Source organism: Streptomyces litmocidini (assembly GCF_014649755.1).
Classification (GTDB): domain Bacteria; phylum Actinomycetota; class Actinomycetes; order Streptomycetales; family Streptomycetaceae; genus Streptomyces; species Streptomyces litmocidini.
Genome location: NZ_BMTQ01000013.1, coordinates 220,215 through 246,258 on the forward strand (window position 1 = coordinate 220,215; position 26,044 = coordinate 246,258).

At 73.9% G+C, this 26,044-nt stretch carries 25 protein-coding genes and 1 riboswitch; of the genes, 17 read left to right on the forward strand and 8 right to left on the reverse strand.

Features of this window, described 5'->3' with window-relative positions; all coding sequences use genetic code 11:
• Positions 1-96 precede the first annotated feature (96 nt).
• From hpnC to IE180_RS26150, 10 genes are all read left to right on the forward strand, one after another.
• Positions 97-1,008: a squalene synthase HpnC gene (gene hpnC, locus IE180_RS26105; protein WP_190159390.1), complete on the forward strand. Its 912-nt coding sequence runs from the start codon at positions 97-99 to the stop codon at positions 1,006-1,008.
• A complete protein-coding gene (gene hpnD / locus IE180_RS26110; protein ID WP_190159391.1) occupies positions 1,005-1,955 on the forward strand; it encodes a presqualene diphosphate synthase HpnD in 951 nt (316 codons plus the stop codon). The genes hpnC and hpnD overlap by 4 nt, the downstream gene beginning before the upstream one ends.
• A 106-nt stretch (positions 1,956-2,061) precedes the next feature.
• Complete coding sequence (gene hpnE / locus IE180_RS26115; RefSeq protein WP_190159392.1) at positions 2,062-3,588, forward strand: hydroxysqualene dehydroxylase HpnE; 1,527 nt, start codon at positions 2,062-2,064, stop codon at positions 3,586-3,588.
• Positions 3,585-4,685, forward strand: coding sequence for a polyprenyl synthetase family protein (locus IE180_RS26120; RefSeq protein WP_190159393.1), 1,101 nt, complete (start codon positions 3,585-3,587; stop codon positions 4,683-4,685). Before hpnE ends, IE180_RS26120 begins: the two co-directional genes overlap by 4 nt.
• A gap of 107 nt (positions 4,686-4,792) precedes the next feature.
• Positions 4,793-6,778: a squalene--hopene cyclase gene (gene shc / locus IE180_RS26125; protein ID WP_190159394.1), complete on the forward strand. Its 1,986-nt coding sequence runs from the start codon at positions 4,793-4,795 to the stop codon at positions 6,776-6,778.
• The gene (locus tag IE180_RS26130; protein WP_190159395.1) at positions 6,778-7,428 is read left to right on the forward strand and encodes a phosphorylase family protein; all 651 of its coding nucleotides are present in this window, start codon (positions 6,778-6,780) and stop codon (positions 7,426-7,428) included. The genes shc and IE180_RS26130 overlap by 1 nt, the downstream gene beginning before the upstream one ends.
• A 7-nt stretch (positions 7,429-7,435) precedes the next feature.
• Entirely contained in the window at positions 7,436-8,461 is a 1,026-nt protein-coding gene (hpnH, locus tag IE180_RS26135; RefSeq protein WP_190159396.1) for an adenosyl-hopene transferase HpnH, read from the forward strand.
• A complete protein-coding gene (locus IE180_RS26140) occupies positions 8,458-9,843 on the forward strand; it encodes an aspartate aminotransferase family protein (RefSeq protein WP_190159397.1) in 1,386 nt (461 codons plus the stop codon). The genes hpnH and IE180_RS26140 overlap by 4 nt, the downstream gene beginning before the upstream one ends.
• 74 nt (positions 9,844-9,917) lie before the next feature.
• Complete coding sequence (locus tag IE180_RS26145; protein WP_190159398.1) at positions 9,918-10,547, forward strand: helix-turn-helix domain-containing protein; 630 nt, start codon at positions 9,918-9,920, stop codon at positions 10,545-10,547.
• Between the two features lie 47 nt (positions 10,548-10,594).
• Entirely contained in the window at positions 10,595-10,750 is a 156-nt protein-coding gene (locus IE180_RS26150) for a DUF6126 family protein (protein ID WP_185094682.1), read from the forward strand.
• Between the two features lie 6 nt (positions 10,751-10,756).
• On the opposite strand, the gene IE180_RS26155 is transcribed toward IE180_RS26150, so the two are convergent.
• Positions 10,757-11,578 carry a tyrosine-protein phosphatase gene (locus IE180_RS26155; protein WP_190159399.1) on the reverse strand — a complete coding sequence of 274 codons (822 nt, stop codon included), beginning with the start codon at positions 11,576-11,578 and terminating at the stop codon, positions 10,757-10,759.
• Between the two features lie 384 nt (positions 11,579-11,962).
• A riboswitch (cyclic di-AMP (ydaO/yuaA leader) is annotated at positions 11,963-12,117 on the forward strand.
• 4 nt (positions 12,118-12,121) lie between these two features.
• On the opposite strand from IE180_RS26155, the gene IE180_RS26160 reads away from it, so the two are divergent.
• Both IE180_RS26160 and IE180_RS26165 read left to right on the forward strand, forming a co-directional pair.
• Positions 12,122-13,063, forward strand: a complete 942-nt coding sequence (locus tag IE180_RS26160; protein WP_190159400.1) for a M23 family metallopeptidase — start codon at positions 12,122-12,124, stop codon at positions 13,061-13,063.
• Between the two features lie 162 nt (positions 13,064-13,225).
• A complete protein-coding gene (locus IE180_RS26165; protein WP_123456331.1) occupies positions 13,226-14,020 on the forward strand; it encodes an SGNH/GDSL hydrolase family protein in 795 nt (264 codons plus the stop codon).
• Here IE180_RS26165 and IE180_RS26170 read toward each other — a convergent pair.
• The 5 genes from IE180_RS26170 to IE180_RS26190 are packed head-to-tail and all read right to left on the reverse strand — an operon-like array spanning position 14,007 to position 19,151.
• Positions 14,007-14,867, reverse strand: coding sequence for an STM4011 family radical SAM protein (locus IE180_RS26170; protein ID WP_190159401.1), 861 nt, complete (start codon positions 14,865-14,867; stop codon positions 14,007-14,009). The two genes, IE180_RS26165 and IE180_RS26170, sit on opposite strands and share 14 nt — an antisense overlap.
• A 9-nt stretch (positions 14,868-14,876) precedes the next feature.
• Entirely contained in the window at positions 14,877-16,208 is a 1,332-nt protein-coding gene (locus IE180_RS26175; protein WP_190159402.1) for an STM4012 family radical SAM protein, read from the reverse strand.
• Positions 16,205-17,023: an STM4013/SEN3800 family hydrolase gene (locus tag IE180_RS26180; protein ID WP_190159450.1), complete on the reverse strand. Its 819-nt coding sequence runs from the start codon at positions 17,021-17,023 to the stop codon at positions 16,205-16,207. The genes IE180_RS26175 and IE180_RS26180 overlap by 4 nt, the downstream gene beginning before the upstream one ends.
• An 11-nt stretch (positions 17,024-17,034) precedes the next feature.
• Positions 17,035-18,195, reverse strand: coding sequence for an STM4014 family protein (locus tag IE180_RS26185; RefSeq protein ID WP_190159403.1), 1,161 nt, complete (start codon positions 18,193-18,195; stop codon positions 17,035-17,037).
• A complete protein-coding gene (locus IE180_RS26190; protein WP_190159404.1) occupies positions 18,192-19,151 on the reverse strand; it encodes an STM4015 family protein in 960 nt (319 codons plus the stop codon). The genes IE180_RS26185 and IE180_RS26190 overlap by 4 nt, the downstream gene beginning before the upstream one ends.
• A 164-nt stretch (positions 19,152-19,315) precedes the next feature.
• Here IE180_RS26190 and IE180_RS26195 point away from each other — a divergent pair, with 164 nt between their 5' ends.
• The 3 genes from IE180_RS26195 to IE180_RS26205 all read left to right on the forward strand — a co-directional run bounded on the left by IE180_RS26195 (position 19,316) and on the right by IE180_RS26205 (position 21,628).
• Complete coding sequence (locus tag IE180_RS26195) at positions 19,316-19,642, forward strand: DUF8820 family protein (RefSeq protein ID WP_190159405.1); 327 nt, start codon at positions 19,316-19,318, stop codon at positions 19,640-19,642.
• 56 nt (positions 19,643-19,698) lie between these two features.
• On the forward strand, positions 19,699-20,715 hold the full coding sequence (locus IE180_RS26200) for a DUF6745 domain-containing protein (protein ID WP_190159406.1): 1,017 nt from the start codon (positions 19,699-19,701) through the stop codon (positions 20,713-20,715).
• A 142-nt stretch (positions 20,716-20,857) separates the two neighbouring features.
• On the forward strand, positions 20,858-21,628 hold the full coding sequence (locus IE180_RS26205; RefSeq protein ID WP_190159407.1) for an SIMPL domain-containing protein: 771 nt from the start codon (positions 20,858-20,860) through the stop codon (positions 21,626-21,628).
• Between the two features lie 129 nt (positions 21,629-21,757).
• Here IE180_RS26205 and IE180_RS26210 read toward each other — a convergent pair whose 3' ends face one another.
• On the reverse strand, positions 21,758-21,943 hold the full coding sequence (locus IE180_RS26210; protein ID WP_190159408.1) for a hypothetical protein: 186 nt from the start codon (positions 21,941-21,943) through the stop codon (positions 21,758-21,760).
• Positions 21,944-22,068: 125 nt separating this feature from the next.
• On the opposite strand from IE180_RS26210, the gene IE180_RS26215 reads away from it, so the two are divergent.
• Together IE180_RS26215 and IE180_RS26220 are read left to right on the forward strand one after the other, a co-directional pair.
• Entirely contained in the window at positions 22,069-23,271 is a 1,203-nt protein-coding gene (locus IE180_RS26215; protein ID WP_190159409.1) for an MBL fold metallo-hydrolase, read from the forward strand.
• Positions 23,272-24,463: 1,192 nt separating this feature from the next.
• A complete protein-coding gene (locus tag IE180_RS26220; RefSeq protein ID WP_190159451.1) occupies positions 24,464-25,264 on the forward strand; it encodes a VOC family protein in 801 nt (266 codons plus the stop codon).
• A 25-nt stretch (positions 25,265-25,289) separates the two neighbouring features.
• On the opposite strand, the gene IE180_RS26225 is transcribed toward IE180_RS26220, so the two are convergent.
• Positions 25,290-25,619 carry a hypothetical protein gene (locus tag IE180_RS26225; protein ID WP_190159410.1) on the reverse strand — a complete coding sequence of 110 codons (330 nt, stop codon included), beginning with the start codon at positions 25,617-25,619 and terminating at the stop codon, positions 25,290-25,292.
• Between the last annotated feature and the right edge of the window lie 425 nt (positions 25,620-26,044).

Sequence of the window (26,044 nt, forward strand, 5' to 3'; positions counted from 1 at the left end):
ATTGGATCGGCAGTGTAGAACGGGAGACGTGACGGCCATGACGCAGAATCTCCAGCTCCACGAGGGTCTCGCCGTCCCTCCGTCAGGAAGCGCCCAGTGACGGAGACCCGGCAGGCGCGCATCGACGCCTCCTCGCGCACCACACTCGGCAAGGCCGCGGACGAGAACTTCCCCGTGGCCCCCTTCTTCCTGCCCCGCGCCTGGCGCGACGACCTCATGGCCGTCTACGGGTTCGCCCGGCTCGTCGACGACATCGGCGACGGCGACCTCGCCCCCGGCGGCGCCGACGCCCGTCACCTCGGCGTCGCCCCCGAGGCCGCCGAGGACCGGCTCGCCCTCCTCGACGCCTTCGAGGCCGACCTCCGGCGGGTCTTCGACTCCACCCCGCACCACCCCCTGCTGCGCGCCCTCCAGCCGACCGTCGAGCGGCGCGGGCTCACCCCCGCACCCTTCCTCGGGCTGATCGCCGCCAACCGGCAGGACCAGCTGGTCCGCCGCTACGAGACGTACGACGACCTCCTCGCGTACTGCGAGCTCTCCGCCAACCCCGTCGGCCGGCTCGTCCTCGCCCTCACCGGCACCGACACCCCCGAGCGGATCCGGCGCTCCGACGAGATCTGCACCGCCCTGCAGATCGTCGAGCACCTCCAGGACGTCGCCGAGGACCTCGCGCACGACCGGATCTACCTGCCCGCCGAGGACCTGAAGCGCTTCCACGTCACCGAGCGCGACCTCGCCGCGCCCACCGCGGGCGCCTCCGTGCGGGCCCTGATCGCCTTCGAGGCCGAGCGGGCCCGCGGGCTCCTCCACGCGGGCGCCCCCCTCGTCGGCAGCGTCCACGGACGGCTCCGCGTCCTCCTCGCCGGCTTCACCGGCGGGGGCCTCGCGGCGCTCGACGCGATCACCGAAGCCGGGTACGACGTGCTGACCGGCCCACCGAAGGCCACCAAGCCGAGCCTGATGCGCCAGGTGGGAGCGGTTCTGCTCCGGGCGCGGAGAGAGGGGTGAGCACGACGGTGGAGGCCCAGCACCAGCCGTCCGCACCGGTCCAGGCCGCCTACAGCTACTGCGAGGCGGTCACCGGACAGCAGGCCCGCAACTTCGCCTACGGGATCCGGCTGCTCCCGGCCGAGAAGCGCCAGGCGATGTCCGCGCTGTACGCCTTCTCGCGGCGCGTCGACGACATCGGCGACGGCACGCTCGCGCCCGAGGAGAAGCGGGAGCGGCTCGAAGCCACCCGCGACGTCCTCGACCGCATCCGCAAGGGCCTGGTCGAGGAGGACGACACCGACCCCGTAGCCGTCGCCCTCGCCGACTCCGCCCGCCGCTTCCCGATCCCGCTCGACGGCCTCGACGAGCTCATCGACGGCGTCCTCATGGACGTGCGCGGCGCGACCTACGAGACCTGGGACGACCTCAAGGTCTACTGCCGCTGCGTCGCCGGCGCGATCGGCCGCCTCTCCCTCGGCGTCTTCGGCACCCAGCCCGGCGCCCAGGGCGCCGACCGGGCACCCGAGTACGCCGACACCCTGGGCCTCGCCCTCCAACTCACCAACATCCTCAGGGACGTACGCGAGGACGCCGGGAACGGGCGCACCTACCTGCCCGCCGACGACCTCGCCAAGTTCGGCTGCGGGGACGGCTTCCACAGCGAGACCCCGGCCCCCGGGGCCGACTTCGCCGGTCTCGTCCACTTCGAAGTGCGGCGTGCCCGCGCCCTGTTCGCCGAGGGCTACCGGCTCCTGCCGATGCTCGACCGGCGCAGCGGCGCCTGCGTCGCCGCCATGGCCGGCATCTACCGGCGCCTCCTCGACCGGATCGAACGCGACCCCGGGGCCGTCCTGCGCGGCCGCGTCTCGCTGCCGGGCCGCGAGAAGGCGTACGTCGCGGTGCGCGGCCTCTCCGGCCTCGACACCCGCAACATCGCCCGGCGCACCGTCAGGAGGCGCGCCTGATGCGTCCCTGCGCCCCCGCCCCCCGGGCAACCCCGGGCACCGCCCCGGCGTCCCTGCCGGAGGCACCCCCGAACCCGACCGCGACGACGACCCGAACGGAGGCGGCGTGAACCACGAAGCGACCGAGCGGACCGCCCCGCCGGGCGCGGATCCCGCTCCGGCCTCCGGCACCGGTCCGGGCGCGCCTCTCACGACCACCGGGTCCGTCTCCGGCACCGGGGCCGGTTCCCGTGCCGCGCCGGCCGCCCGCACCGGCGGGGGCTCGCAGCCCCGGGCCGTCGTCGTCGGGGGTGGGCTCGCCGGTGTCACCACCGCGCTCCGGCTCGCCGAGGGCGGCGTCCGCGTCACGCTGCTCGAAGGCCGGCCCCGGCTCGGCGGCCTCGCCTTCTCCTTCCGCCGGGGCGACCTGACCGTCGACAACGGCCAGCACGTCTACCTGCGCTGCTGCACCGCCTACCGCTGGTTCCTCGACCGGATCGGCGGCGCCCGCCTCGCCCCCCTCCAGGACCGCCTCGACGTCCCCGTCCTCGACGTCGCGCACCCCCGCGGCCCCCGGCTCGGCCGGATCCGCCGCGACGACCTGCCCGTACCGCTGCACCTCGCGCGCAGCCTCGCCACGTATCCGCACCTCTCCCTCGCCGAGCGCGCCTCCGTCGGCCGGGCCGCGCTCGCCCTGAAGAAGCTCGACCCCGCCGACCCGGCGCTCGACGGCATCGACTTCGCCACCTGGCTCGGCCGGCACGGACAGTCCCCGCGGGCCGTCGAGGCCCTCTGGGACCTCGTCGGCATCCCCACCCTCAACGCCCCTGCCCCCCGGGCCTCCATGGGGCTCGCCGCGATGGTCTTCAAGACCGGGCTCCTCTCCGAGCCCGGCGCCGCCGACATCGGCTGGGCCCACGTCCCGCTCGGCGAACTCCACGACACCCGGGCCGCGAAGGAGCTCGACGCCCTCGGCGTCCGCACCCTGCTCCGCGCCAAGGCCGAACGGATCTCCCGTACCGACGACGGACGTTGGACCGTCGACGTACCGGGGGAGCGCCTCGAGGCCGACGCCGTCGTCCTCGCCGTCCCGCAGCGGGAGACCCACGGCCTGCTCCCCGAAGGCGCCCTCGACGACCCCGACCGGCTCCTCGACATCGACACCGCCCCCATCCTCAACCTGCACGTCGTCTACGACCGCAAGGTGCTGAAGCGGCCCTTCTTCACCACGCTCGGCTCCCCGGTGCAGTGGGTCTTCGACCGCACCGACTCCTCCGGGCTCACCGGCGGCGGCCAGTACCTCGCCGTCTCCCAGTCCGCCGCCCGGGACGAGATCGACGAGCCCGTCGCCGCTCTGCGCGCGAAGTACCTCCCCGAACTGGAACGGCTCCTGCCCGCCGCCCGCGGCGCCGGGATCCGCGACTTCTTCGTCACCAGGGAGCGGACGGCCACGTTCGCCCCCACCCCGGGCGTCGGCCGGCTCCGGCCCGGCGCCCGTACCGGCGCCCCGGGGCTGTACCTGGCCGGGGCCTGGACCGCCACCGGCTGGCCCGCGACCATGGAGGGTGCCGTCCGCAGCGGATTCAGCGCCGCGGGCGCCGCGCTCTCCGCCCTCGGCCGCCGCCATGACCATCCGCTGCAGGAGGCGGTATGAGTGTGAGTACCGGAACAAGAGGAGAGACCGTGCCGACAGTGCCGCCGGGACATCCGGCCGTCGACACCGCGGACGTGTCCGCACTGCTGGAGCGGGGGCGGACCCTGTCCACCCCCGTACTGCGGGCGGCCGTCGACCGCCTCGCGCCGCCCATGGACACCGTGGCCGCCTACCACTTCGGCTGGATCGACGTGCAGGGCAACCCCGCCGACGGCGACGGCGGCAAGGCCGTCCGCCCGGCGCTCGCCCTGCTGTCGGCCGAGGCCGCGGGCGCCGCGCCCGAGGTCGGGATCCCCGGCGCCGTCGCCGTGGAGCTCGTGCACAACTTCTCGCTGCTCCACGACGACCTGATGGACGGCGACGAGCAGCGCCGCCACCGCGACACGGTGTGGAAGGTGCACGGCCCCGCGCAGGCGATCCTCGTCGGCGACGCCCTCTTCGCCCTGGCCAACGAGATCCTGCTCGAACTCGGCACCGTCGAGGCCGGCCGCGCCACCCGCCGGCTGACCACGGCCAGCCGCAAGCTCATCGACGGGCAGGCCCAGGACATCTCCTACGAGCACCGCGAGCGGGTCACCGTCGAGGAGTGCCTGGAGATGGAGGGCAACAAGACGGGCGCCCTGCTCGCCTGCGCGGTCTCCATCGGCGCCGTCCTCGGCGGGGCCGACGACCGCACCGCCGACAAGCTGGAGGAGTACGGCTACCACCTCGGCCTCGCCTTCCAGGCCGTGGACGACCTGCTCGGCATCTGGGGCGACCCGGAGGCCACCGGCAAGCAGACCTGGAGCGACCTGCGGCAGCGCAAGAAGTCCCTCCCGGTCGTCGCCGCCCTCGCCGCGGGCGGCCCGGCCTCCGAGCGGCTCGGCGAGCTGCTCGCCGCGGACGCCAAGTCCATCGACTTCGACACCTTCTCCGAGGAGGAGTTCGCCGCCCGCGCGGCCCTCATCGAGGAGGCCGGAGGACGGGAGTGGACCTCCCAGGAGGCCCGCCGCCAGCACGCCGTCGCGATCGAGGCCCTGGACGAGGTGGACATGCCCGCCCGCGTGAGGGCGCAGCTCACCGCACTGGCCGATTTCGTGGTCGTACGGAAGAGATGATCACCATCACCCTGATATGAGTTCGCGGTCGCCGGCCGGTGCCACCCGGCGCCGGCCGACGGCAGACCCGCAGGAGCAGAAGGAACCGACTGCACGAAGGGGAAGCCATGACAGCGACGACCGACGGAAGCGCCGGGGCCGTGGGCCCCCGGGCGGCCGCGGCCAGCAGGACGAACGACGCCGACGCCTCCGCGTCCGGCCTCGACGGCACCGCCGCGCGGGCCGTCGAACGGGCCGTCGAGCACCTGCTCGCCCGGCAGGACCCGGCCGGCTGGTGGAAGGGCGACCTGGAGACCAACGTCACCATGGACGCCGAGGACCTGCTCCTCCGCCAGTTCCTGGGCATCCTCGACGCCGACACCACCCGCGCCGCCGCCCTCCACATCCGCGGCCGGCAGGGCGAGGACGGCGCCTGGGCCACGTTCTACGGCGGCCCCGGCGAACTCTCCGCCACCGTCGAGGCCTATGTGGCCCTGCGGCTCGCCGGAGACCCGCCCGACGCCCCGCACATGGCCCGCGCCTCCGCCTGGGTCCGCGCCCGCGGCGGGATCGCCGCCGCCCGGGTCTTCACCCGGATCTGGCTGGCGCTCTTCGGCTGGTGGCGCTGGGAGGACCTGCCCGAGCTGCCGCCGGAGCTGATCTTCCTGCCGAAGTGGTTCCCGCTCAACATCTACGACTTCGGCTGCTGGGCCCGGCAGACGATCGTGCCGCTCACCGTGGTGTCCGCGAAGCGCCCGGTCAGGCCCGCGCCCTTCCCGCTGGACGAGCTGCACACCGACCCCGCGCGGCCGAACCCGCCCCGGCCGCTCGCCCCGGCCACCGGCTGGGACGGGATCTTCCAGCGGCTCGACAAGGCGCTGCACGTCTACCACCGCTTCGCCCCGCGCGCGCTGCGCAGGGCGGCCATGAACGTCGCCGCCCGGTGGATCGTCGAGCGTCAGGAGAACGACGGCTGCTGGGGCGGCATCCAGCCGCCCGCCGTCTACTCGGTCATCGCCCTCCACCTCCTCGGCTACGACCTCGGACACCCGGTCATGCGGGCCGGCCTGGAATCCCTCGACCGGTTCGCCGTCTGGCGCGAGGACGGCTCGCGGATGATCGAGGCCTGCCAGTCGCCCGTCTGGGACACCTGCCTCGCCACCATCGCCCTCGCCGACGCGGGCCTCCGCCCGGACCACCCGGCGCTGGTGAAGGCCGTGGACTGGATGCTCGACGAGGAGATCACCCGGACCGGCGACTGGGCGGTGCGCCGGCCCGGACTCCCGCCGGGCGGCTGGGCGTTCGAGTTCCACAACGACAACTACCCCGACATCGACGACACCGCCGAGGTCCTGCTCGCCCTGCGCCGGGTCGAGCACCCCGACCCCGCCCGGGTGGAGGCGGCCGTCGCCCGCGGCGCCCGCTGGACGCTCGGCATGCAGTCGCGCAACGGAGCCTGGGGGGCCTTCGACGCCGACAACACCAGCGCCTTCCCCAACAAGCTGCCGTTCTGCGACTTCGGCGAGGTCATCGACCCGCCCTCCGCCGACGTCACCGCCCACGTGGTGGAGATGCTCGCGTACGAGGGAATGACCGACGACCCGCGCGCCCGCCGGGGCATCGAGTGGCTGCTCGCCGAACAGGAGCCCAACGGGGCCTGGTTCGGCCGCTGGGGCGTCAACCACGTGTACGGCACGGGCTCGGTGCTCCCCGCGCTCGTCGCCGCCGGACTGCCGGGCTCCCACCCGGCGGTCCGCCGGGCCGTCGCCTGGCTCGCGGCCGTGCAGAACGACGACGGCGGCTGGGGGGAGGACCTCCGCTCGTACAAGGAGGAGGAATGGGTCGGGCGCGGCCCCTCCACCGCCTCCCAGACGGCCTGGGCGCTGATCGCCCTCCTCGCCGCCGGCGAGCGCGACTCCGAGCCCGTCCGCCGGGGCGTCGCCTGGCTGGCCGAGAGCCAGCGGGAGGACGGGTCCTGGGACGAGCCGTACTTCACCGGCACCGGCTTCCCCTGGGACTTCTCCATCAACTACCACCTCTACCGGCAGGTGTTCCCGCTCACGGCGCTCGGGCGCTACGTGCACGGGGACCCCGCGCCCCGCAAGGCGGGCTGATGGGCCGCGGGCCCGGCCCGGGCGCCGGGCCGCCGCTGCTGATCGCCTGTGCCCTCGGCATCGAGCAGTTCGCCCTGCGCAGCGGGGAGCGGGGCGGCGCGTCCGGCCCGGTGACCGTGCTGCGCACCGGCATGGGACCGGACCGGGCCCGCCGGGCCGTGTCCCGGGTGCTCGGCGAGGAGCCCTGGCGGGACGCCGCGGTGATCGCCTCCGGCTTCTGCGCGGGTCTCGCGCCGGGCATGCACCCGGGGGATCTGATCGTCGCGGACGAGACCCGCGGACCCGACGGCACGACCCCCTGCACCGGGACCGAGCTCCTGGTGAAGGCCCTGGTCAAGGCGGTGCCCCGGCGCGCCGTCCACACCGGGCCGCTGATCGGCTCCGACCACGTGGTGCGCGGCCCCGAGCGGGCCGCGCTGGGCGCCGGCGGCGCGATCGCCGTCGACATGGAGTCCGCCACCACGCTCCGTACCGCGGCGTCGTCCGGACCCCGCCCGGTTGCGGCCGTCCGGGTGGTCGTGGACGCTCCGGAACATGAACTGGTCCGGATCGGCACGGTACGCGGGGGAATATCAGCCTTCCGTGTTCTTCGTGCCGTCCTTCCCGCTTTCTTCGAATGGCACCGTTCTTTGCTGCTCCCCAGGAGGTGAACGAGTTATGGCCATGCCGCTCCGTCAGTCCATCCGGGTCGGGACCTACCTCTTCGAACAGAAGCTCCGCAAGCGGGACAAGTTCCCGCTGATCGTCGAGCTGGAGCCGCTCTACGCCTGCAACCTCAAGTGCGAGGGCTGCGGAAAGATCCAGCACCCGGCGGGTGTCCTCAAGCAGCGCATGCCGGTCGCCCAGGCGGTCGGCGCGGTCCTGGAGTCCGGCGCGCCCATGGTGTCCATCGCGGGCGGCGAGCCCCTGATGCACCCTCAGATCGACGAGATCGTGCGCCAGTTGGTGGCCCGCCGGAAGTACGTCTTCCTCTGCACCAACGCGCTGCTGCTGCGCAAGAAGCTGGAGAAGTTCACCCCCTCCCCGTACTTCGCCTTCGCCGTCCACATCGACGGCCTGCGGGAACGGCACGACGAGTCCGTCGCCAAGGAGGGCGTGTTCGACGAGGCGGTGGCGGCCATCAAGGAGGCCAAGCGGCGCGGCTTCCGGGTCACCACCAATTCGACCTTCTTCAACACCGACACCCCGCAGACCATCATCGAGGTGCTCAATTTCCTCAACGACGACCTCCAGGTCGACGAAATGATGATCTCGCCCGCCTACGCCTACGAGAAGGCCCCCGACCAGGAGCACTTCCTCGGCGTCGAGCAGACCCGCGAACTCTTCAAGAAGGCCTTCGCCGGCGGCAACAGGCGCCGCTGGCGGCTCAACCACTCGCCGCTCTTCCTGGACTTCCTGGAAGGAAAGGCCGACTTCCCCTGCACCGCCTGGGCCATTCCCAACTACTCGCTCTTCGGCTGGCAGCGACCCTGCTATCTGATGAGCGACGGATACGTCCCCACGTACCGCGAGCTCGTCGAGGAAACCGACTGGGACAAGTACGGCCGCGGCAAGGACCCGCGCTGCGCCAACTGCATGGCGCACTGCGGCTACGAGCCCACCGCCGTCCTCGCCACCATGGGCTCCCTCAAGGAGTCCCTGCGCGCGATCCGGGAGACCGTCTCCGGGACCACCACGCCATGACCGGCGGGTTCGACCTGCGGGCGCTGCTCTCCGAGCGCGGCGGCGAGCGGTACGAGCTGCACTCCCGGTACCTCAACCCCCAGCTGCCGCGCATGCTGCACACCATCGGCTTCGACAAGGTCTACGAGCGGGCCGAGGGCGCCCACTTCTGGGACGCCGACGGCGTCGACCACCTCGACATGCTCGCCGGCTTCGGCGTGATGGGCCTCGGACGGCACCACCCCGTCGTCCGCAAGGCCCTCCACGACGTCCTGGACGCCCGGCTCGCCGACCTCACCCGCTTCGACTGCCAGCCGCTGCCGGGCCTCCTCGCCGAGAAGCTGCTCACCCACAGCCCGCACCTCGACCGGGTCTTCTTCGGCAACAGCGGCACCGAGGCCGTGGAGACCGCCCTCAAGTTCGCCCGGTACGCCACCGGGCGGCCGAGGGTCCTCTACTGCCACCACGCCTTCCACGGGCTCACCACCGGCTCCCTCTCCGTCAACGGCGAGCAGGGCTTCCGGGAGGGCTTCGACCCGCTCCTGCCGGACACCGCGATCGCGCTGGGCGACCTCGACGCCCTGGAGCGGGAGCTGCGCGGGGGCGACGTGGCCGCCTTCGTCGTCGAGCCCATCCAGGGCAAGGGCGTCCACGCGGCGCCGCCGGGCTTCCTCCGGGAGGCCCAGGAGCTGCTGCACCGGCACGGTGCGCTGCTCATCGCGGACGAGGTGCAGACGGGCCTCGGCAGGACCGGCGACTTCTACGCCTACCAGCACGAGGAGGGGGTCGAGCCGGACCTGGTCTGCGTCGCCAAGGCGCTCTCCGGCGGCTACGTCCCGGTCGGCGCCACCCTCGGCAAGGACTGGATCTTCAAGAAGGTCTACTCGTCGATGGACCGGGTCCTGGTCCACTCGGCGAGCTTCGGGTCGAACGCGCAGGCCATGGCCGCCGGACTCGCCGTCCTCTCGGTCATGGAGGAGGAGGGCACCGTCGCCCACGCCCGCCGGATCGGCGACCTGCTCTCCGGCCGTCTGAGGGACCTCGTGCCGCGGTACGAGCTGCTGCACGAGATCCGCGGGCGCGGCCTGATGATCGGGATCGAGTTCGGGCGGCCGTCCTCGCTCGGACTGCGCGGGCGCTGGACGATGCTCCAGGCGGCCCGCAAGGGCCTCTTCGCCCAGATGGTCGTCGTCCCGCTCCTCCAGCGGCACCGGATCCTCACCCAGGTCTCCGGGGACCACCTGGAGGTGATCAAGCTGATCCCGCCGCTGGTCATCGACGAGGCGGACGTGGACCGGTTCGTCACCGCCTTCACCGCGGTCATGGACGACGCCCACGGCGGCGGCGGACTGATGTGGGACTTCGGGAAGACGCTGGTCAAGCAGGCGGTCGCGCAGCGCTGACCGGTTCTCGACGCCGCTTTTGCCTCTGAGGCAAGAAACTTGCCTCAGAGGCACGATCCTGGCGGAATGGACGCATGGACCACGTCCCCGGGGACACCTCCCCGGACCCCGCCGCCCCCGACGTCCTGCCCGACGTCGCCCCGCAGCTGCGGGCCCTGCGCCGCCGCAGGGGGCTCACCCTGGAGGCCGCCGCCCAGCGGGCCGGCCTCTCGCCGGCCCACCTCTCGCGCCTGGAGACGGGGAACCGGCAGCCCTCGCTGCCGATGCTGCTGGCACTGTCCCGCATCTACGGTACGACGGTCTCCGAGCTCCTGGGCGAGTCGCCCCCCGAGCGCGACCCCGTCGTCCGGGCGGACCGCTCCGAACCCGTCGAGGCCGACGGCTGGATCTACCGCCAGGCGGGCGGCGCCGGTCGCGCCCTCCAGTGCCTGCGGGTCCACGTGCCGTACGCCACCCGGGCCGACATCGTGCGCGTCCACCCCGGCGAGGAGTGGATCCACGTCCTGGAGGGACGGGTCCGGCTCGCGCTCGGCGAGGCCGTCCACGTCCTCGATCCCGGGGACAGCGCGCACTTCGACTCGCTGACCCCGCACCGGATCGGCGCCGCCACCCCCGGCGGGGCCGAGCTGCTCTTCGTCCACACCCTGATGCAGAGCCCCGCCGCCGAGCTGTGCCTCGGTGACGGGACCCCGCACCGGCGCTGATCCCGCACGCCCCCTTCCGAGTCCTGAATCCCCAGGAAAGGAACGACATGTCCGAGAAGTCCGCACCGGTCACCGGCGAGGAGCGCGGTGAAGGCAAGTTCCCCAAGGGGCTCGTGCTCCGCCTCTTCGCCTATCTGATCGCAGGCCACCTCTTCGCAGGCTTCCTCTACCTGCTCTTCATGATGGGCGCGCAGAACCAGTAGGCGGCCTCACGCCTCCGTCAGCAGTCGCTCCCGCAGGCGCTCACGGGTCTCCGGCGCCAGCTTCAGGCCCTCCGCGAGGTAGGCGTCCACCGAGCCCCAGGTCGCCTCGATCGTCTCGAAGGCGGCCCGCAGGTACTCCACCCGCGCGTCGAAGAGCGGGCTCAGCAGCTCCATCACCTCGGGCGACATCGCGTCCGGGGAGGTGGAGCTGCGGCGCACCTTGTAGCGGCGGTGCGGCTCGTTCGACTTCACGTAGTCGGCCTCGATGGCCTCCCGCTCGACCCCGACCGCGAGCAGGGTGATCGCGACGGCGAGCCCCGCCCGGTCCTTGCCGGCCGCGCAGTGCATGAGCGCCGGGACGCTCTCCTCCGCCATGGAGTGCAGGATCCGGCTGTGCTCCACGGTCCGCTCGATCACCATCTTCCGGTACGAGTCGGACATGCGGGCGGCCGCCTTGCCGTCGCCGAGGACCTCCCGCAGCTGCGCGATCTCGCCGTCGCGCACCAGCTTCCAGAACTCCTTGCCGTCGGCCGGGTCGTTGAGGGGTATGTTCACGTTCCGCACGCCGGGCAGGTCGACGTCCGCGCCCTCGACCTTCCGGTCCGACTCGTTGCGGAAGTCGAAGACGGTGTGCAGGCCCAGCGAGGCGAGGAAGGCGGCGTCGCCCTCCGTCGCGTGGGCGAGGTGACCGCTGCGGAAGAGACGGCCGGGGCGGACGGCGCGTCCGTCCGTCGTCGGCAGGCCGCCCACGTCCCGGAAGTTGCGGACCTCCGTCAGCTCGGGCTCGGCGGCTTCGGCGGACGGGATCTGCGGCAGCTGCTGCGTCACGGCTGCTCCTGTTCTGTCGATCGGTTCCTGGGGCAATCATCCCGGCCGGAGACCGTTACGGGCACCCCCTCGGATGGGAATGGGTGATCTGTCCGTATTGAGGTGTTCGCCATAACCCGCCCCGGTTGCAGGGGAGATGGGGAGCGGTGCGTGAGCAGCGTCATAACCGTGACGGACCGTGCCTGATCGTCTTTTCCAAATACCCCCCGGCAAAAGGAGATCGAAGGACCGCCCTCCACGGAGGGTGACCGGAATTCCGGCCGGACACCAGCCGGATCCCGAAGAATCCCGGCGCACTTGAAAACCGTGGCTTGTTCGCGCCGACCCCCCTCGTCTAGCGTCGCGCTCAATCCGGACGGACCGCCGAATCCTGCCACCGACCGGAATCCGCACTCACCCGTACGAGGCAGGAGCGGGGGACCCAGGTAAGTCGCCGATCCCTCGAAGAAGGACGGCTCGGGGTGAAGCCGCGTGAACGCGCGGCCGGACATCTCCAGTCCGAACCCGACAGCTCACCTCGCAGGCGCCGGAGAGGAATTCGCCATGCCCGCGAAGGGTAAGCACCGCCGCACCAAGTCCAACCGTCTGACCCGCGGCATCGCCGCCGCCGGTACCGGCGGCGCCGTCGTCGCCCTCCCGCTCCTCGGGGCCACCGGCGCCCACGCCGCCGAGCAGGCCGCCCCGGCCGCCGCCCCCGCCCAGGCCGTCGCCCACGTGCAGACCGCCGCCCCCGCCGCCGCGAAGGCCGCGCCGAAGACGTACTCCGTCGTCCGCGGCGACTACCTCTCGAAGATCGCCACCGAGCACCACCTCGCGGGCGGCTGGCAGAAGCTGTACAAGGACAACCGCCGCGTCATCGGCGAGGACCCCTCGCTGATCCTGCCCGGCATGAAGCTCACCCTCGGCACGAAGAACACCGCCGCGCCGAAGGCCGACCACCAGAGCACGCGGAGCTCCGGCAAGAACGGCGACAGCGCCCCCCGCGCCTCCCGGGGCGGCGAGCGCTCCTCGGCCCCGGCCGCCGCGACCGCCGCCACCTCTTCGCCGTCCTCCGCGACCTCCGGTGCGACCTCCTCCTCCGGCTGGGTCGCCCCGATCGCCGGCGCCGGCATGTCGACCCCGTACCACCAGGCCGGCTCCATGTGGTCCTCCGGCTACCACACCGGTGTCGACTTCATCGCCTCCACCGGCACCCCGGTCCACGCGGTCGGCCCCGGCACCGTCTACTCCGCCGGCGACGGCGGCGCGTACGGCAACCAGGTCGTCATCCAGCACGCCGACGGCACCTTCTCGCAGTACGCCCACCTCTCCTCGATCTCCGTCTCCGCCGGCCAGGCCGTCAGCGGCGGCGACCAGATCGGCCTGTCCGGCGCGACCGGCAACGTCACCGGACCGCACCTGCACTTCGAGATCCGCACCGGACCGGAGTACGGCTCCGACATCGACCCGCTGGCCGCCCTGCGCCAGCACGGCGTGAACATCTGACGCACCGTCGTCTCCTCCCGCCCTCCGGAGGCCCGGCACCCACGTGCCGGGCCTCCGGCGTATTCCGGTTTGGGGGAATCTTTATCGGTGGCATATGTCACCCACCGTCAACCCCTCCTTACGGTCGCGTAGGTCACACCGGAGGAGGAAGGATGTGTTCCCGTGGCAGACGATTCGAGATCAACAGACAAGAACGCATTCGGGTCGTACGCGGCGATCGGTGACAGCTTCACCGAGGGCGTCGGCGACCCCGGCCCCGACGGGACGTACGTCGGCTGGGCGGACCGCTTCGCGGTCCTGCTCGCCGACCAGCTGCCGGAGCACGACGCCTTCCGCTACGCCAACCTGGCCGTGCGCGGGCGCCTCCTCGACCAGATCGTGGCGGAACAGGTCCCGCGGGCCAAGGAACTCGCCCCCGACCTGGTGACCTTCTGCGCGGGCGGCAACGACATCATCCGCCCCGGGACGGACCCGGACGACGTGGCCGAGCGCTTCGAGCGCGCCGTCGCCGACCTGACCTCCGCCGTCGGCACCGTCATGGTGACCACCGGCTTCGACACCCGCGGCGTGACGCTCCTCAAGCACCTGCGCGGCAAGATCGCCACCTACAACGGTCACGTCCGGGCCGTCGCGGACCGCTACGGCTGCCCGGTCCTCGACCTGTGGTCGCTGAAGTCCGTCCAGGACCGGCGCGCCTGGGACGACGACCGGCTGCACCTCTCGCCCGAGGGGCACACCCGCGTCGCCCTACGCGCCGCCCAGGTGATCGGCCTGCCCGTGCCCGCCGACCCGGACCAGCCCTGGCCGCCGGTACCGCCGCGCGGCACGCTGGAGGTCCGCAAGGACGACATCCACTGGGCCCGGGAGTACCTGGTGCCCTGGATCGGACGCCGGCTGCGCGGCGAGAGCTCCGGCGACCACGTCGAGGCGAAGCGCCCCGACCTCATGCCCCTGTAGCCCGTGGCGCGGCGGGGATCCGCTCCAGGACCCCGCCGGCGAACACGTCGTACAGCGGCAGCGTCTCCAGGTGGACGTAGCCGATGTGGCAGTCGCAGACGGCGAGGGGGCAGGCGCGGGGGCGCAGCGCGGCACGGTACGAACCGTCGTACAGGTTCCCCAGCTCGGCCCTGACGAAGTGGCAGCGCCGCACCGTCCCCTCGCCGTCCACCGAGACCACCGACTCCCCGGTGCGGCAGGGCAGCCCCGCCGAACGGTGCGGATGCCGGCTGTACGGGAAGAACGGGTCGAGCTCCGTCCACCCCTCGGCCTCCGCGTCGGTGTACGCGTGCCCCTCGGCGGCGTTCACCCAGAGGTAGACGTGCGGCGGCAGCGCCTCCCGCAGCCGGCGGGCGTGCTCCCGGTGCTCGGGCAGACCGACCACCCCGACGCTGTACCGGACGCCCCGCTCCGCCAGCTCGTGGCACTTCGCCAGGAACCGTTCGTACGGCGTCTGCCCCGGGTGGTACGTGCACCACAGGGCCACGCTCTCCGGATCCGCCTCCGCCAGCCACTCCGTCCGGCAGCTCAGATTGGTCTGGATCGCCACCCGCTCCACGTGCGGCAGCCGCGACAGCTCGACCAGCGCCCGCCGGTACCAGGACCGGACGAGCCCCTCGCCCCACGGGGTGAAGAGGATCCGCAGCCGGTCCCCGGTCTGCGCGGCGGCCCAGCCGGTGAACCGTTCGAGCGCCGCCCGGTCCGCACGCAGCTGCTCCCGGCTGTCCCGGCGCTTGGCGAAGGGACAGTACGGGCAGTCGAAGTCGCAGGAGGAGAGCGGGCCCCGGTAGAGCAGGGTCAGGTCCACGATCGCCGCCTACTTCGCCTCGTACGCGGCCATCGCGGCCCGCACGACGGGGGAGAAGAGCTCGGGGCCGAGCCCGTCGGAGTGCGCGAGCCCCTCGGGCGACAGCCGCAGCAGCCCCGCCGGGGCGTCCGCGATCCAGCCGTACTCCTCGAACCGGGCGAGCTCCGGGCCGAAGTCCGCGAACGGCGAGGACCCGAACCGCTCCTCGTACCCGGCGACCGGCATGCCCTCGGCCTGCAGCAGCGACTGGAGCAGATGCCGGCGACGCGCCTCGTCCCCGTCCACCGCCCGGCCCACCTCGGCGCGGGAGAAGTCCTCCGTCTCCGTGTACGCGTCGATGATCGAGCGGATCTCCCGCATGTCGACGGCGTAGTCGAAGGAGTAGTGCAGGGCCGAGGTGTACGAGCGGGCACCGCAGCCCAGACCGATCATGCCGTCCGTCTGGCAGGCGTAGTCGTCCGGCCCCGCGGGGCCCGCGTCCGCGCGGCGGAACATCCGCATCGACACCTGCTCGTAGCCGTGCGCCAGGAGGTGGTCCCGGCCGTACCGGTACAGCCGTAGCCGCGACTCGTCCCACTCCCGGTCGGCGGCCGCCGGATCCTGGATCCGGCCGAGACCGGTGAGCGGGCGCACGTACAACGGGTAGAGGTACAGCTCCTCGGGCCGCCAGGCGAGGGCCGCGTCGAGCGAGACCCGCCAGGACCGCTCCGTCTGCCCGTCGATGCCGTAGATCAGGTCGATGTTGAGCACGGGCACGCCCGTGTCCCGGATCCGGCCGAGCGCCGCCTCGACGTCCGCGCGGCGCTGCGGCCGGACCGCCGCCCGCGCCTCGGCCTCCACGAAGCTCTGCACGCCGATGCTGAGCCGCGTCGCGCCCCGGTCCGCGAGCAGCGCGAGCCGGTCGGCGGTCGCGGTCGAGGGCGAGGTCTCCACGGAGAGCGGCACCGCCCGCAGGTCCACGCCCATCCGCTCCTCCGCGATGTCGCAGAGCCGCTCCAGCTCGGCGGCGGTGAGGAAGGTGGGCGTGCCGCCGCCGAACGCGGCCGTGGCGAACCGCACCGGCGACGCGTCCCCCAGGGCCTCGCGGACGGTGGCGGCCTGCCGGTCGAGCGCGTCGAGGTAACGGGTGGTCAGCCCGTCCGGGGCGCCGATCCGGGTGAAGAGGTTGCAGAAGCCGCAGCGGACCTCGCAGAACGGTATGTGCGCGTACAGGGAGAGCGCGTCCTTCGGCTCCCCGGCCCAGAGCGCGGCCAGCTCCGGGCGCTCGGGGAGCGCGCGGTACGCCGTCTTGTGCGGATAGGCGTAGACGTAGCTCCGGTACGGACGGGGGACGTCGCTCATGCCGCCCCGCCCTCGGGGCCGGCCAGGACGAACTGCGCGTACGGCACGGTCCACACGACCTCGTGGCCGAGCCGGTGCCCGGTGAAGCCGTCCTCCCCGTACGCGGTGCCGTGGTCGGAGCAGACGATCGCGAAACAGGGGCGGCGGCTGCTCATCGCGGCGAAGAGCCGCCCGACGTGCCGGTCGACGTACTCCAGGGCGGCCGCGTGCGTCTCCCGAGAGTCGCCCGCCTCGCGGGTCGCCCCCGGCAGATGGAACCAGTTGGGCTGGTGCAGCGCCGACACGTTCACGAAGAGGAAGAGGCGCTCCTCGCGGGGGAGGCCGGCGACGACCTCCTCGGCGCACGCGACCTGGGACTCGAAGGACGTCGGGGAGGCGACGCCGAAGGAGGGCTCCCAGTGGCTCTCCCGGAACAGGCCGGGGAGCACGGAGCCCAGGGGCGGCCGCTTGTTGAAGAAGCCCACCCCGCCCACGCACACCGTCCGGTAGCCCTCGGCCGCCAGCGCGGAGACGAAGTCCGGGGTGTCGTGGACCCACGTGCCGTCCGCCGTCGACTCGCTGCCCGCGAAGCGGGCCGCGAACAGCCGCGGATGGGGGCCCCGGGCCGCGGGGGTCGGCAGGAATCCGGCGAAGATCGCCTGGTGGGAGGCGTACGTGAAGCTTCCTGGCGCGTGCCGCCGCTCCCAGACTCCGCCGGGGAGGTGACGGGCCAGGTTCGGGATGCGGCCCTCGGCCGCCAGCTCGGCGGCCACGTCGTACCGGAGGGTGTCGAGGGTGACCAGGAGCAGATCGTGGCTGCCGACGATCGCGTTCATGTCGGGCTGGTTCACGGGGTGCTCGTTCCTGTGGTGCGGGGGAGGTTCATGGGGGTGCGGGGGACGCCGGACGCGCTCCGGAACTGCGCCGCGACCTGCGCCGCGTACGTGTCGAGTCCCTCGGCGCCGCTGCCGGGCAGGCCCGTGAGGCCGGGCAGCAGATCGCCGAAGGCGTTCACCTCGCCCACGGCGAACCGGCGCCAGCCGGTCGTGGGCAGCAGGTCGACCCCCACGCACCGGGTGCCCGGGAAGACGGCGGCGGCCCGCTCGCAGACCGCGAGCGCGTCCGCCCACCGGCCACCGGCCGAGGCGATCGCCGCCCGCGCGGCGTCCAGGTCGCCCCGGGCACCGCCCAGGTGCAGGTTGGTCATGGGGGAACGGCTGGTGCGGAGCACGGCATGGGTGGCCCGCCCGTCGACCACCACCACCCGAAGGTCGGCCGCCCGGCCGTCCTGGGTCGCCTTCGGCAGCCAGCGCTCGACGTGCAGGCCGTCGGGGGCGAGGGCGTCCACGATCGCGGCGACCTCGTGCTCGCCCGTGTAGCGCCGCACCCGCAGGGAGTTGAAGAGGCGTCCGTCGGCTCCGCGCTCCACCGAGGTGGTGGCCTGGACCCGGCCCGCGCCGTTCGTCTCCACCGCCAGCACCCCCGACGCGGAGGAGCCGTGCGCGAGCTTCACGAACACCCGGCGCATGCCCGCCTCCGCGGTCAGCGCCCTGACGTCCGCCCAGTCACGTACGACCGGGGCGCCGGGGCCCGAGGTCGGGGAGTCGGGCACCGGGACCCCGGCCGCCCGGAGCCGGCCGTGGCTCAGCCTCTTGTCGAACAGGACCGCGAGTTCGGCGGGGTCGTCGACGAGGACGGCGCCCGCCTCCGCGACGGAGCGGGCGAGGTCCGCCACGGCGGCGGTGAACCGTCCGTACCAGCGGCCCGTGCCCTCGACCCGGGCCGGATCGTCGACCCCGCGCAGCAGCCCGTCGGCCTCCGGGTCCTCGCCGGGCGAGTCGAGACGCACGGTCTCCCCGACGGCGAACCGCGCCCGGCCCCGGAGCACCTCCGGCCAGGACACCGCCCGCGCCCCGGGCAGCCCGGCGGCCCGCAGCGCGTCCTGGAAGAACGCGACGCGGCGGCCCGCCGGATCGCCGACGACCACGAGGCGCGGGCCGGAGGTCATTCGGCGACCGCGACGTAGCGCCAGACGTCCCCGTCGCCGTCGTCCTCGCCGACCTGCGCGTCACCGAGGTCGACGGTCACGCCGTACGGGACGAGTGCGGCGCGGACCCGCTCGCACATCGCCTCCGACAGGTAGTGGTGGGAGAGGTCGAGGTGGGCGAGATGGGTCAGCGGCTGCCCGTCGAGAAGGGCCGCCGCGCCCTCGTCGGTGAGCACGCCCATGGACAGGTCGAGCCGCTCCAGGCGCGCGACGACGGGCGCGCCCGCGACGGCCGCGGCCACGGCGTCCTGGATCGCGCTGTCGCACAGGCCCAGACTGCGCAGGGCGGGGAAGGCCGTGCCGGCGAGGAGCGGCGCCAGGTCCTCGGGGGTGCTGTCACCGCCGTACTCGTCGGTGCCGAGCCAGAGTTCCAGCTTCTCCAGGGCGGGCAGGTCGCTGCCCGCGATCCCCCGCACCACCTCGGCGCCCAGGCCGCCGGTCTCCACGACCAGGGTCTCCAGACCGGTGTGCCGGACCGACGGGAAGGCCAGCTCCGAGCCACCGCGCACGCCGAACTCCCGGAGGGCCGGGTAGGCGGCGAGGAGCGGCGTCACGTCCGACTGGATGATCCACGAGATCTCGCAGTCCTCGCCGGTCATGTCACCGAGGAAGACCGCCTCCAGGGCCGTCAGCCGATCGTTGGCGCCGATCAGCGCGGTGACGATGTCCGCGGAGGAGTTCTCGTAGGCCTCGTCCCAGCCGCCGACGACCAGCGCGCGCACCCGGCCCGTGTCGACCGTCTTCAGGAACCGCTCGAACTGCGGCCCCCACAGCTCGTCACCGGGATCGGAGTACGTCGGGGCGGAGATCCGCCAGGCGACCGAGTCCGCCGCCGGCAGCTCGACCCGCGCGTCCGCACCCGGAAAGTCGAACACGGGCAGGCCGTGGAATTCCTGAAGGTGGCTGCCAACGGTCATGACGGGGCTCCAGACGACGGTCGAGGGGCTCGGCTGATGGAGAGAGTTCTACCAAGCGGCACCGACAACGCGCCTCGCCGGGTCGCCTCCCGACCGATTGTCAGTGCCGGGTCCTAGCGTCGTTCTCGTGTTCGGCCACAGGCGCCGGACGGGGAGGGAGAGCCATGTACCGGCAGGGAGACGTGCTGATCGCGCCCGTCGCGGAGGCGGCCGTTCCGGAGCGGGTGAAGGAGGCGGCGGGGGAGCCGAGGGACGGCCGGGGCCGCCTGGTCCTCGCCCTCGGCGAGGTCACCGGACACGCCCACGCGGTCCCCGGCCCCGGCCGGCTCGTGCGGGAGCCGGGGCCCCTCGGCCCGCTCCTGCTCGAACTGCCCGAGGGCGGACGGGTGGTGCACGAGGAACACGCGCCGATACCCCTTCCCAAGGGCTGGTACCGGGTGGTGCGGCAGCGGGAGTACGTGCCCGGCGCGTACCGGATCGTCGCGGACTGATGTCCGCCGGAGAAGCATCCGCCGGAGAAGCAGGGAAGGACAGGGAGGACACCGAGATGAACCGCACCACCGCCGCCGACAAGTGGCGGGCCGTCGCCGCCGCCACCGGACCCGCCGACCGGGCCGCCGCCGAGGCCGGCGTCCGGCTCGCCTACCGCTCGGCGGGCCTCGCCGGGCCCGAGCGGATCCTCTGGGCGGACTCGCCGCTCGCGGCCGTCACGCTCCTCCGGGGCCTGACGGGCACGGGCCGTTCGGTGCGGGACGAGGTGCGCACCCGGCCGTGGGCCGAGGAGCGCCGTCGCCTCCACGACGCACTCGGCCCGGCCGGCTGGGCGGGCCACTGGCAGGCGACGGGGGCGCCGCTCTGGGACCTCACGCGGGCCCTCGTCGACCGGATACGCGCGGCGGTGGCGGAGGCCGTCGAGGAGGCGGAGGAGGGCGCCGGGGAGGGCGACGTGCGTCTCGTGCTGCTCGACGCGGTGCTCGGCCAGCACGACGCCGCCTGGCTCGCCGCCTTCGACGGGCACGGGGAGCGCCTCGCGGGCCTCGCCGCCGTCGCCGAGCACGCCGGGTGGTGGTGGCCGTACGAGAACGCCGCCGTGCTCTGCGAGCGACCCGTCGAGCTCCACCGGGACGAGGCGGGACGCCTCGACCGGGGCGACGGTCCCGCACTCGCCTTCCGTGACGGGTTCGCCCTCCACGCCTGGCGGGGCCTGCGGGTCTCCGCCGACTTCCTCGCCGGTCTCACCGACCTCACCCCCGAGCGGATACGCGAGGAGGAGAACGCCGAACTGCGGCGCGTGATGCTGGAGTACCACGGCTACGACCGGTACCTCGCCGCCTCGGGGGCCCGGCACGAGCACAGCGACGAGACGGGTGTCCTCTGGCGGATCGCACTCGCCGACGACGAGGACGTCGTGATGGTCGAGGTCGTCAACTCCACGCCCGAGCCGGACGGCACCCACCGCACGTACTGGCTGCGGGTGCCGCCCAGGACCCGGACCGCGCGGGAGGGCGTCGCCTGGACCTTCGGCCTGCGGCCCGAGGAGTACGAGCCGCTCGTCCAGACCTGAGCGCACGCCCGGGATCCGGCCGCGGTTGGTGCGGAGAGGTGAAGGGAGCCGCCGGTCAGGAGTGGCGCGCGGGAGGCGGCGGCGCCGGGTGCTGGGATGTGCCCGCCGGAGCCCCGGCACCCACCTCCCGAAAGGACCGCCTGTGACGACCCGCCGGCCCAGCGCCGCCCGTACCGCCAGACTGCTCGCCGCCACCGCCGTGCTCGGTGGCCTCCTCGCCGGCACCGCGGCCCCCGCCCTGGCCGCCGCGCCCGAGCGGACCGCCCTCCGCACCACCGTCCGGGAGACCGCCCCGGCCACCGTCACCGTCACCGGCAACGGCCGCGCGTCCGCCGCGCCCGACCTGGCGATCCTGTCCGTCGGGGTCGAGGCCACCCGCCCGACGGCGAAGGCGGCGATGGCGGCGCAGACCACCGCCGCCGAGAGGGTGCTCGACGTGCTGCACGGACAGGGGATCGCCGACCGGGACATCCGCACCGACAACCTCTCGCTCACTCCGGTCTACACCCAGAACAAGGAGGGGGACAGCAAGGTGACCGGCTATCAGGCGGGTCAGTCCTTCTCCGTGAAGGTCCGCGACCTCGACAGGACCGGCCAGGTCATCGGCGCGGTCAACGACGCCAAGAAGGACGCGGGCCGGATCAACGGCGTCGTCTTCGACGTCGCCGACCCGTCCGCGCTGCGCGCGAAGGCCCGCGAGGCCGCCTACCAGGACGCGTACGACAAGGCAGCGCAGCACGCCCGGCTCAGCGGCCACCGACTCGGCCGGCTCGTCTCGCTGAGCGAGGGCGAGTCCGTACGCCCCGGCCCCGGCGCGGCCCCCGAGGTCTCGGCGGACGAACCGACCGTTCCTCTGGCGCCGGGCGAGATCGAGGAGCAGGTCACGGTCTCGGCGGTCTACGAGCTCGTCTGAGGAGAACCGGCCCCGGACGAGGCGCCCTGCTCTGCGGCCCCGGCCCCGGCTCCGGCCTCGACCCCGGCCTCGGCCCCGGTCCCGGCGTCCCGGTCTGCGGCCGACGGGTCCTGGTCCGGGAGGTCCGGTTCACGGGCGAGGGCCGTGTCCGCCCGGCGGAGCGTCGTGGTGCGGGAGAGGGAGGCCGCGGAGCGCGACGGCCCAGCCCCCGATCCGCGGCCGCCGGCCCTCGGCCGGCCGGCCGGTCACCAGGTGGCCCCGGCGCCCGGTCGCGTGGTCGGCCCGGTCGACGGACAGCAGGGGAGCGGCGTTCACGGAAGGACCTCCAGACCGCGGAGGGCCGAGGTCGTACTGAACGGCGGTTCGGTAGGGCGACCGGCCCGGCCGTCCCCGGCGCGGGGCGCCCATAATGGAACGACCCCCAGAGATCAGGAGGTCCTGTGACCGGTACCGGCTCCGACCGTTCGCCACGGGCCCGGCTGCGCGAGCTGCGCCCCGAGTCCTTCGGCGCGGAACCCACGGGTGCGCGCCTCGCCCGGATCCGCCGTTCGCCGAACTTCAAGGACGGGATCTTCCAGAACCCCGAACCGGCACGACGCGGTCCCTCCGGGTCCGGCATCGAGTTCGCCAAGATCTACTTCGAGAAGGAGGGGCGCGCGCGCCGCGTCCCCACCGGGACGATCCCCGTCCATCCCACCACCCTCGCCGACCTGGCCGGGCCCCCGGCCACCGGCCTGCGCCTGACCTGGATGGGACACTCCGGCGTCCTCGCGGAGATCGACGGCCACCGGGTCCTCTTCGACCCGGTCTGGGGCGACCGCTGCTCGCCGTTCCCCTTCGCCGGCCCCAAGCGGCTCCACCCGGTGCCCGTGCCGCTCGCCGAGCTCGGCCCGGTCGACGTCGTCGTGATCTCGCACGACCACTACGACCACCTCGACCTGCCGACGATCAAGGCCCTGGCCACCACGGACACGCTCTTCGCGGTGCCGCTCGGCGTCGGCGCGCACCTCGAACGCTGGGGCGTGCCCGCCTCCCGGCTGCGCGAGCTGGACTGGAACGAGTCCACCGAGGTCGGCGAGCTCCGGCTCACGGCCACCCCGGCGCGGCACTTCTGCGGCCGCGGCCTGCGCAACAAGCAGCACACGCTCTGGGCCTCCTGGGCGGTGCGGGGGCCGGTCCACCGGATCTTCCACAGCGGCGACACCGGCTACTTCTCCGGCTTCAAGGACATCGGCGCCGCCCACGGCCCCTTCGACGCCACCATGATCCAGATCGGCGCCTACTCGGAGTTCTGGACCGACATCCACATGACTCCGGCCGAGGGCATGCGGGCCCACCTGGACCTCCAGGGCGGCGCTCCGGGCGGTGTGCTGCTGCCGATCCACTGGGGCACCTTCAACCTCGCCCCGCACGCCTGGGCGGAGCCGGGGGAGTGGACGCGGGACGCGGCAGAGGAAGCCGGCCAGGCGGTGGCCTTCCCCCTCCCCGGCGAGCCGTTCGAGCCTGCGGGGAAGCTGCCCGGCGAGTCGTGGTGGCGGGCGGTGTCCCGTCCGGTCGCACGCCCGTGGCGCCGGCCCCGGAGCGTCGAGGTCACGGCCGGGGAGACGCGGAGCGGTGACCTCGACCTCGCGGGCGACAGGTGACAGCGGCCGGGGACGGTCCTGCCGGGGTCGCCGACGCCGGAGCGCCTCCCGCCCGAAGGGCGTGACCGTGTGCCGAGGGCGCCGGACAGCGGCGGACCGCACCCGCGGGCCCTCGCGAAGCTCCCTCCGCGTACCCGCGTACCCGCGTACCCGCGTACCCGCGTACCCGCGTACCCGCGTACCCGCGTACCCGCGTACCCGCGTACCCCGCGTACCCGCGCCTCGGGCCGCTGACGCTCGCGGCGCGAAACGGACGAACGGACGTCCCGCCGGCCGGGCGACGGCTCGGCGGGACGCCCTTCCGCCTCCTCCTCCGTCTCATGACGGCTCGTGCCGCCGTGCGCCGCCGGACGGACCTGTCGCCTCCCGCGCCCGCCGCGCCGCGAGCCGCACGGCCCGCACGGTGCCCGTGCGCTCCGGGGCGGCGGCGGAGACGGAGGGGCGGGCGAAACGGCGGCCGGGGAACAGATCGACCACGGCCACCGGGCCGGGAGCGTGTACGGCGACGAAGTCCGTGCCGCCCGCATGCCGCCACGTGCCCGGGCAGAAGCGTTCCGGTCGTCGGCGCCCGTGCCCCGCGGTGCCCCGCGAGGTGTGCCACCAGTCCGTCTCGCCCCGCCCCGCGCACGTCCGCGAGGGGCGTCCGCATCTCTTTCCGCCGGGCGAGGAGCGCCTCTCGCCCGACGGCCGTACGACCGCGTCGTCGTTCCGCACCAGCAGGCGCGCCACGGCCGCCGCCTCCCTCCGTGCCCTCGCCGTGACCGAGGGAGGACGCCACGGCCGTCCTCCGGCCGGGCCGGGCCGGTGCCATCGGTCCGCTTGTCCGCTCGTCCGCTCGTCCGCGAGGGACTTCCGCGTCACGGAACCGTTGGCCCGGAGGCGCCGTCCTTCGCGCCGTCGGGGACGGTGTCCCTCCGAACGGCCGAGGGCCGAACACGCCCCCGTGCTTTCCGGCACGCCCTTGCCCGGGATGTCTGGTCGTCCCGGTTCCGTCCCTTTCGGTTCGCCGTCGTGCGCGGGCCGTGGCCGCGTTCCGCCGACGTCACCCACGACCCCGCCACAGCGGCCCCGGGCGTCCGGGCCCGGCCCCGGCAGGGCCGCGTAGAGGGCGTGCCGGGGGGCATGGTCACAGGTGAGTGCTCCCGTACGCCCTGGCGGGGGCTTCGGAGACGCGCGGAAGGGGACTCCCGTGGTGCTGGTGGCAGCGGACGCGATCGGCGCGCCCTGCTGGCTGAGTCTGGCAGCGCGCGACCGTGGGGCGGCGGAGCGGTTCTACGAAGCCGTGCTGGGCTGGACCTTTCGCCCGGGCAGCTTCGGGCGGGCCTTCTCGGTGGCCGAGGCCGACGGAGTGCCCGTCGCCGGCATCGGGGCCGTGGCGGGTGACTTCGGCGTGCCGGTGGCCTGGACCCCGTACTTCGCCGTCGATGACGCCGATGCGGCCGTGGCCCGGATCCGGGAGCGGGGCGGGACGGTCGGGGTGGGCCCGGTGTCGTACCCGCCGAGCGGCCGGGCCGCGCTGGTGGCGGACCGGGAGGGAGCGGTCTTCGGCGTCTGGGACGGGGGCGTCCTGGCCGGGTGGAGCGTCGGTGCGGCCGAGTCCCCGGCCTGGCTGGAGCTCCACACGGGCAACGCGTTCGACGCGGCGCTGTTCTACGGCGAGGTGCTGGGGTGGGGCCGGGGTGCCGACGGCGACAGCGCCTGCGACACCTCGTACGAGGAGGACCAGGTCGTGCTGCGGCGGCGCGGCCGGCCTGTCGCCAGGCTGAACAGCGGGCCCGTCGAAGAGGCGGCGCCGAAACCGCAGCTGCGGCCCCGCTGGCTGGTCCACTTCAGGGTCCCGGATCTCGACGGGGCGGTCGCACGGGCGCTGGAACACGGCGGCGGCACGGTCACCGGCCCGGAGTGGGGCGGCGGCCGTCAGGTGACGCTCCGGGACCCCGACGGCGCGCTGTTCACCCTCGACCGCTCCGGTCGCCCGCTCGCGGCGGCGTGACGGGCCCCGCCGGCAGGCGGCGGGATCAGTCCTGCTCGCGCGCGAGGGCCAGTGCGAGCGACTGCAGGACGGCGTCGGTGGGCGCCTCGGGCTCCGTACGGTCGTAGGCGTCCGCCAGCTGCTCGAAGGCCAGCACGAATCCGTTGATCAGGGCGCTCAGCGGTGCGGAGAGCTGGTCGAGCACGGCGGAGCCGATCTCGGCCGGATCGCCGGTGTCGGGGACGAGGAACGCCGTCGGGATGACCTCGCCGAGCAGCTCGGAGACGTAGTCCGCTCCGACGCCACCGCGCAGAGCCGTGAGCGCCGCGATGGCTTTGAGCTGGATCTCGTTCTCCGACGGATCGTGGTGCTCCATGACCCCGAACATAACGTGTCCGCGGCCGTCACGACTGCCCGGGGCGGTGTTGCCCCGTCGGGTCCCCGCTCTCACCGACCGTCACCGCCCGACCGGGTCCGGAGCCCGGCGGCGCGGGCGATCCGTGGGCCGGAGGGGCTGCCGGGGGGCCCGGCGGGGGCGCGGGCGGGGCGGACCGGAGACCGCGTTCGCCCCGGAGGGGAGGAGTGCCGGTCGAGGAGCCGCGTCGCCTCCGGCGCATTCCGGTAGGAGGTGTTTTCCGCCAGGGGGGTGGCGCGGGGGCACTTCCGGGCTCTTCCGTTCCCGTTCTCCGACGCCCCCGTCCAGCCGTGGCGTCGAGTTTCGGCCGATCATTCTCGGCCGGTCGTACGGGGGTCGATACCAGAGCGGGCCGGTCTACGGGTAAGTTTGTCAACTGCGCACCG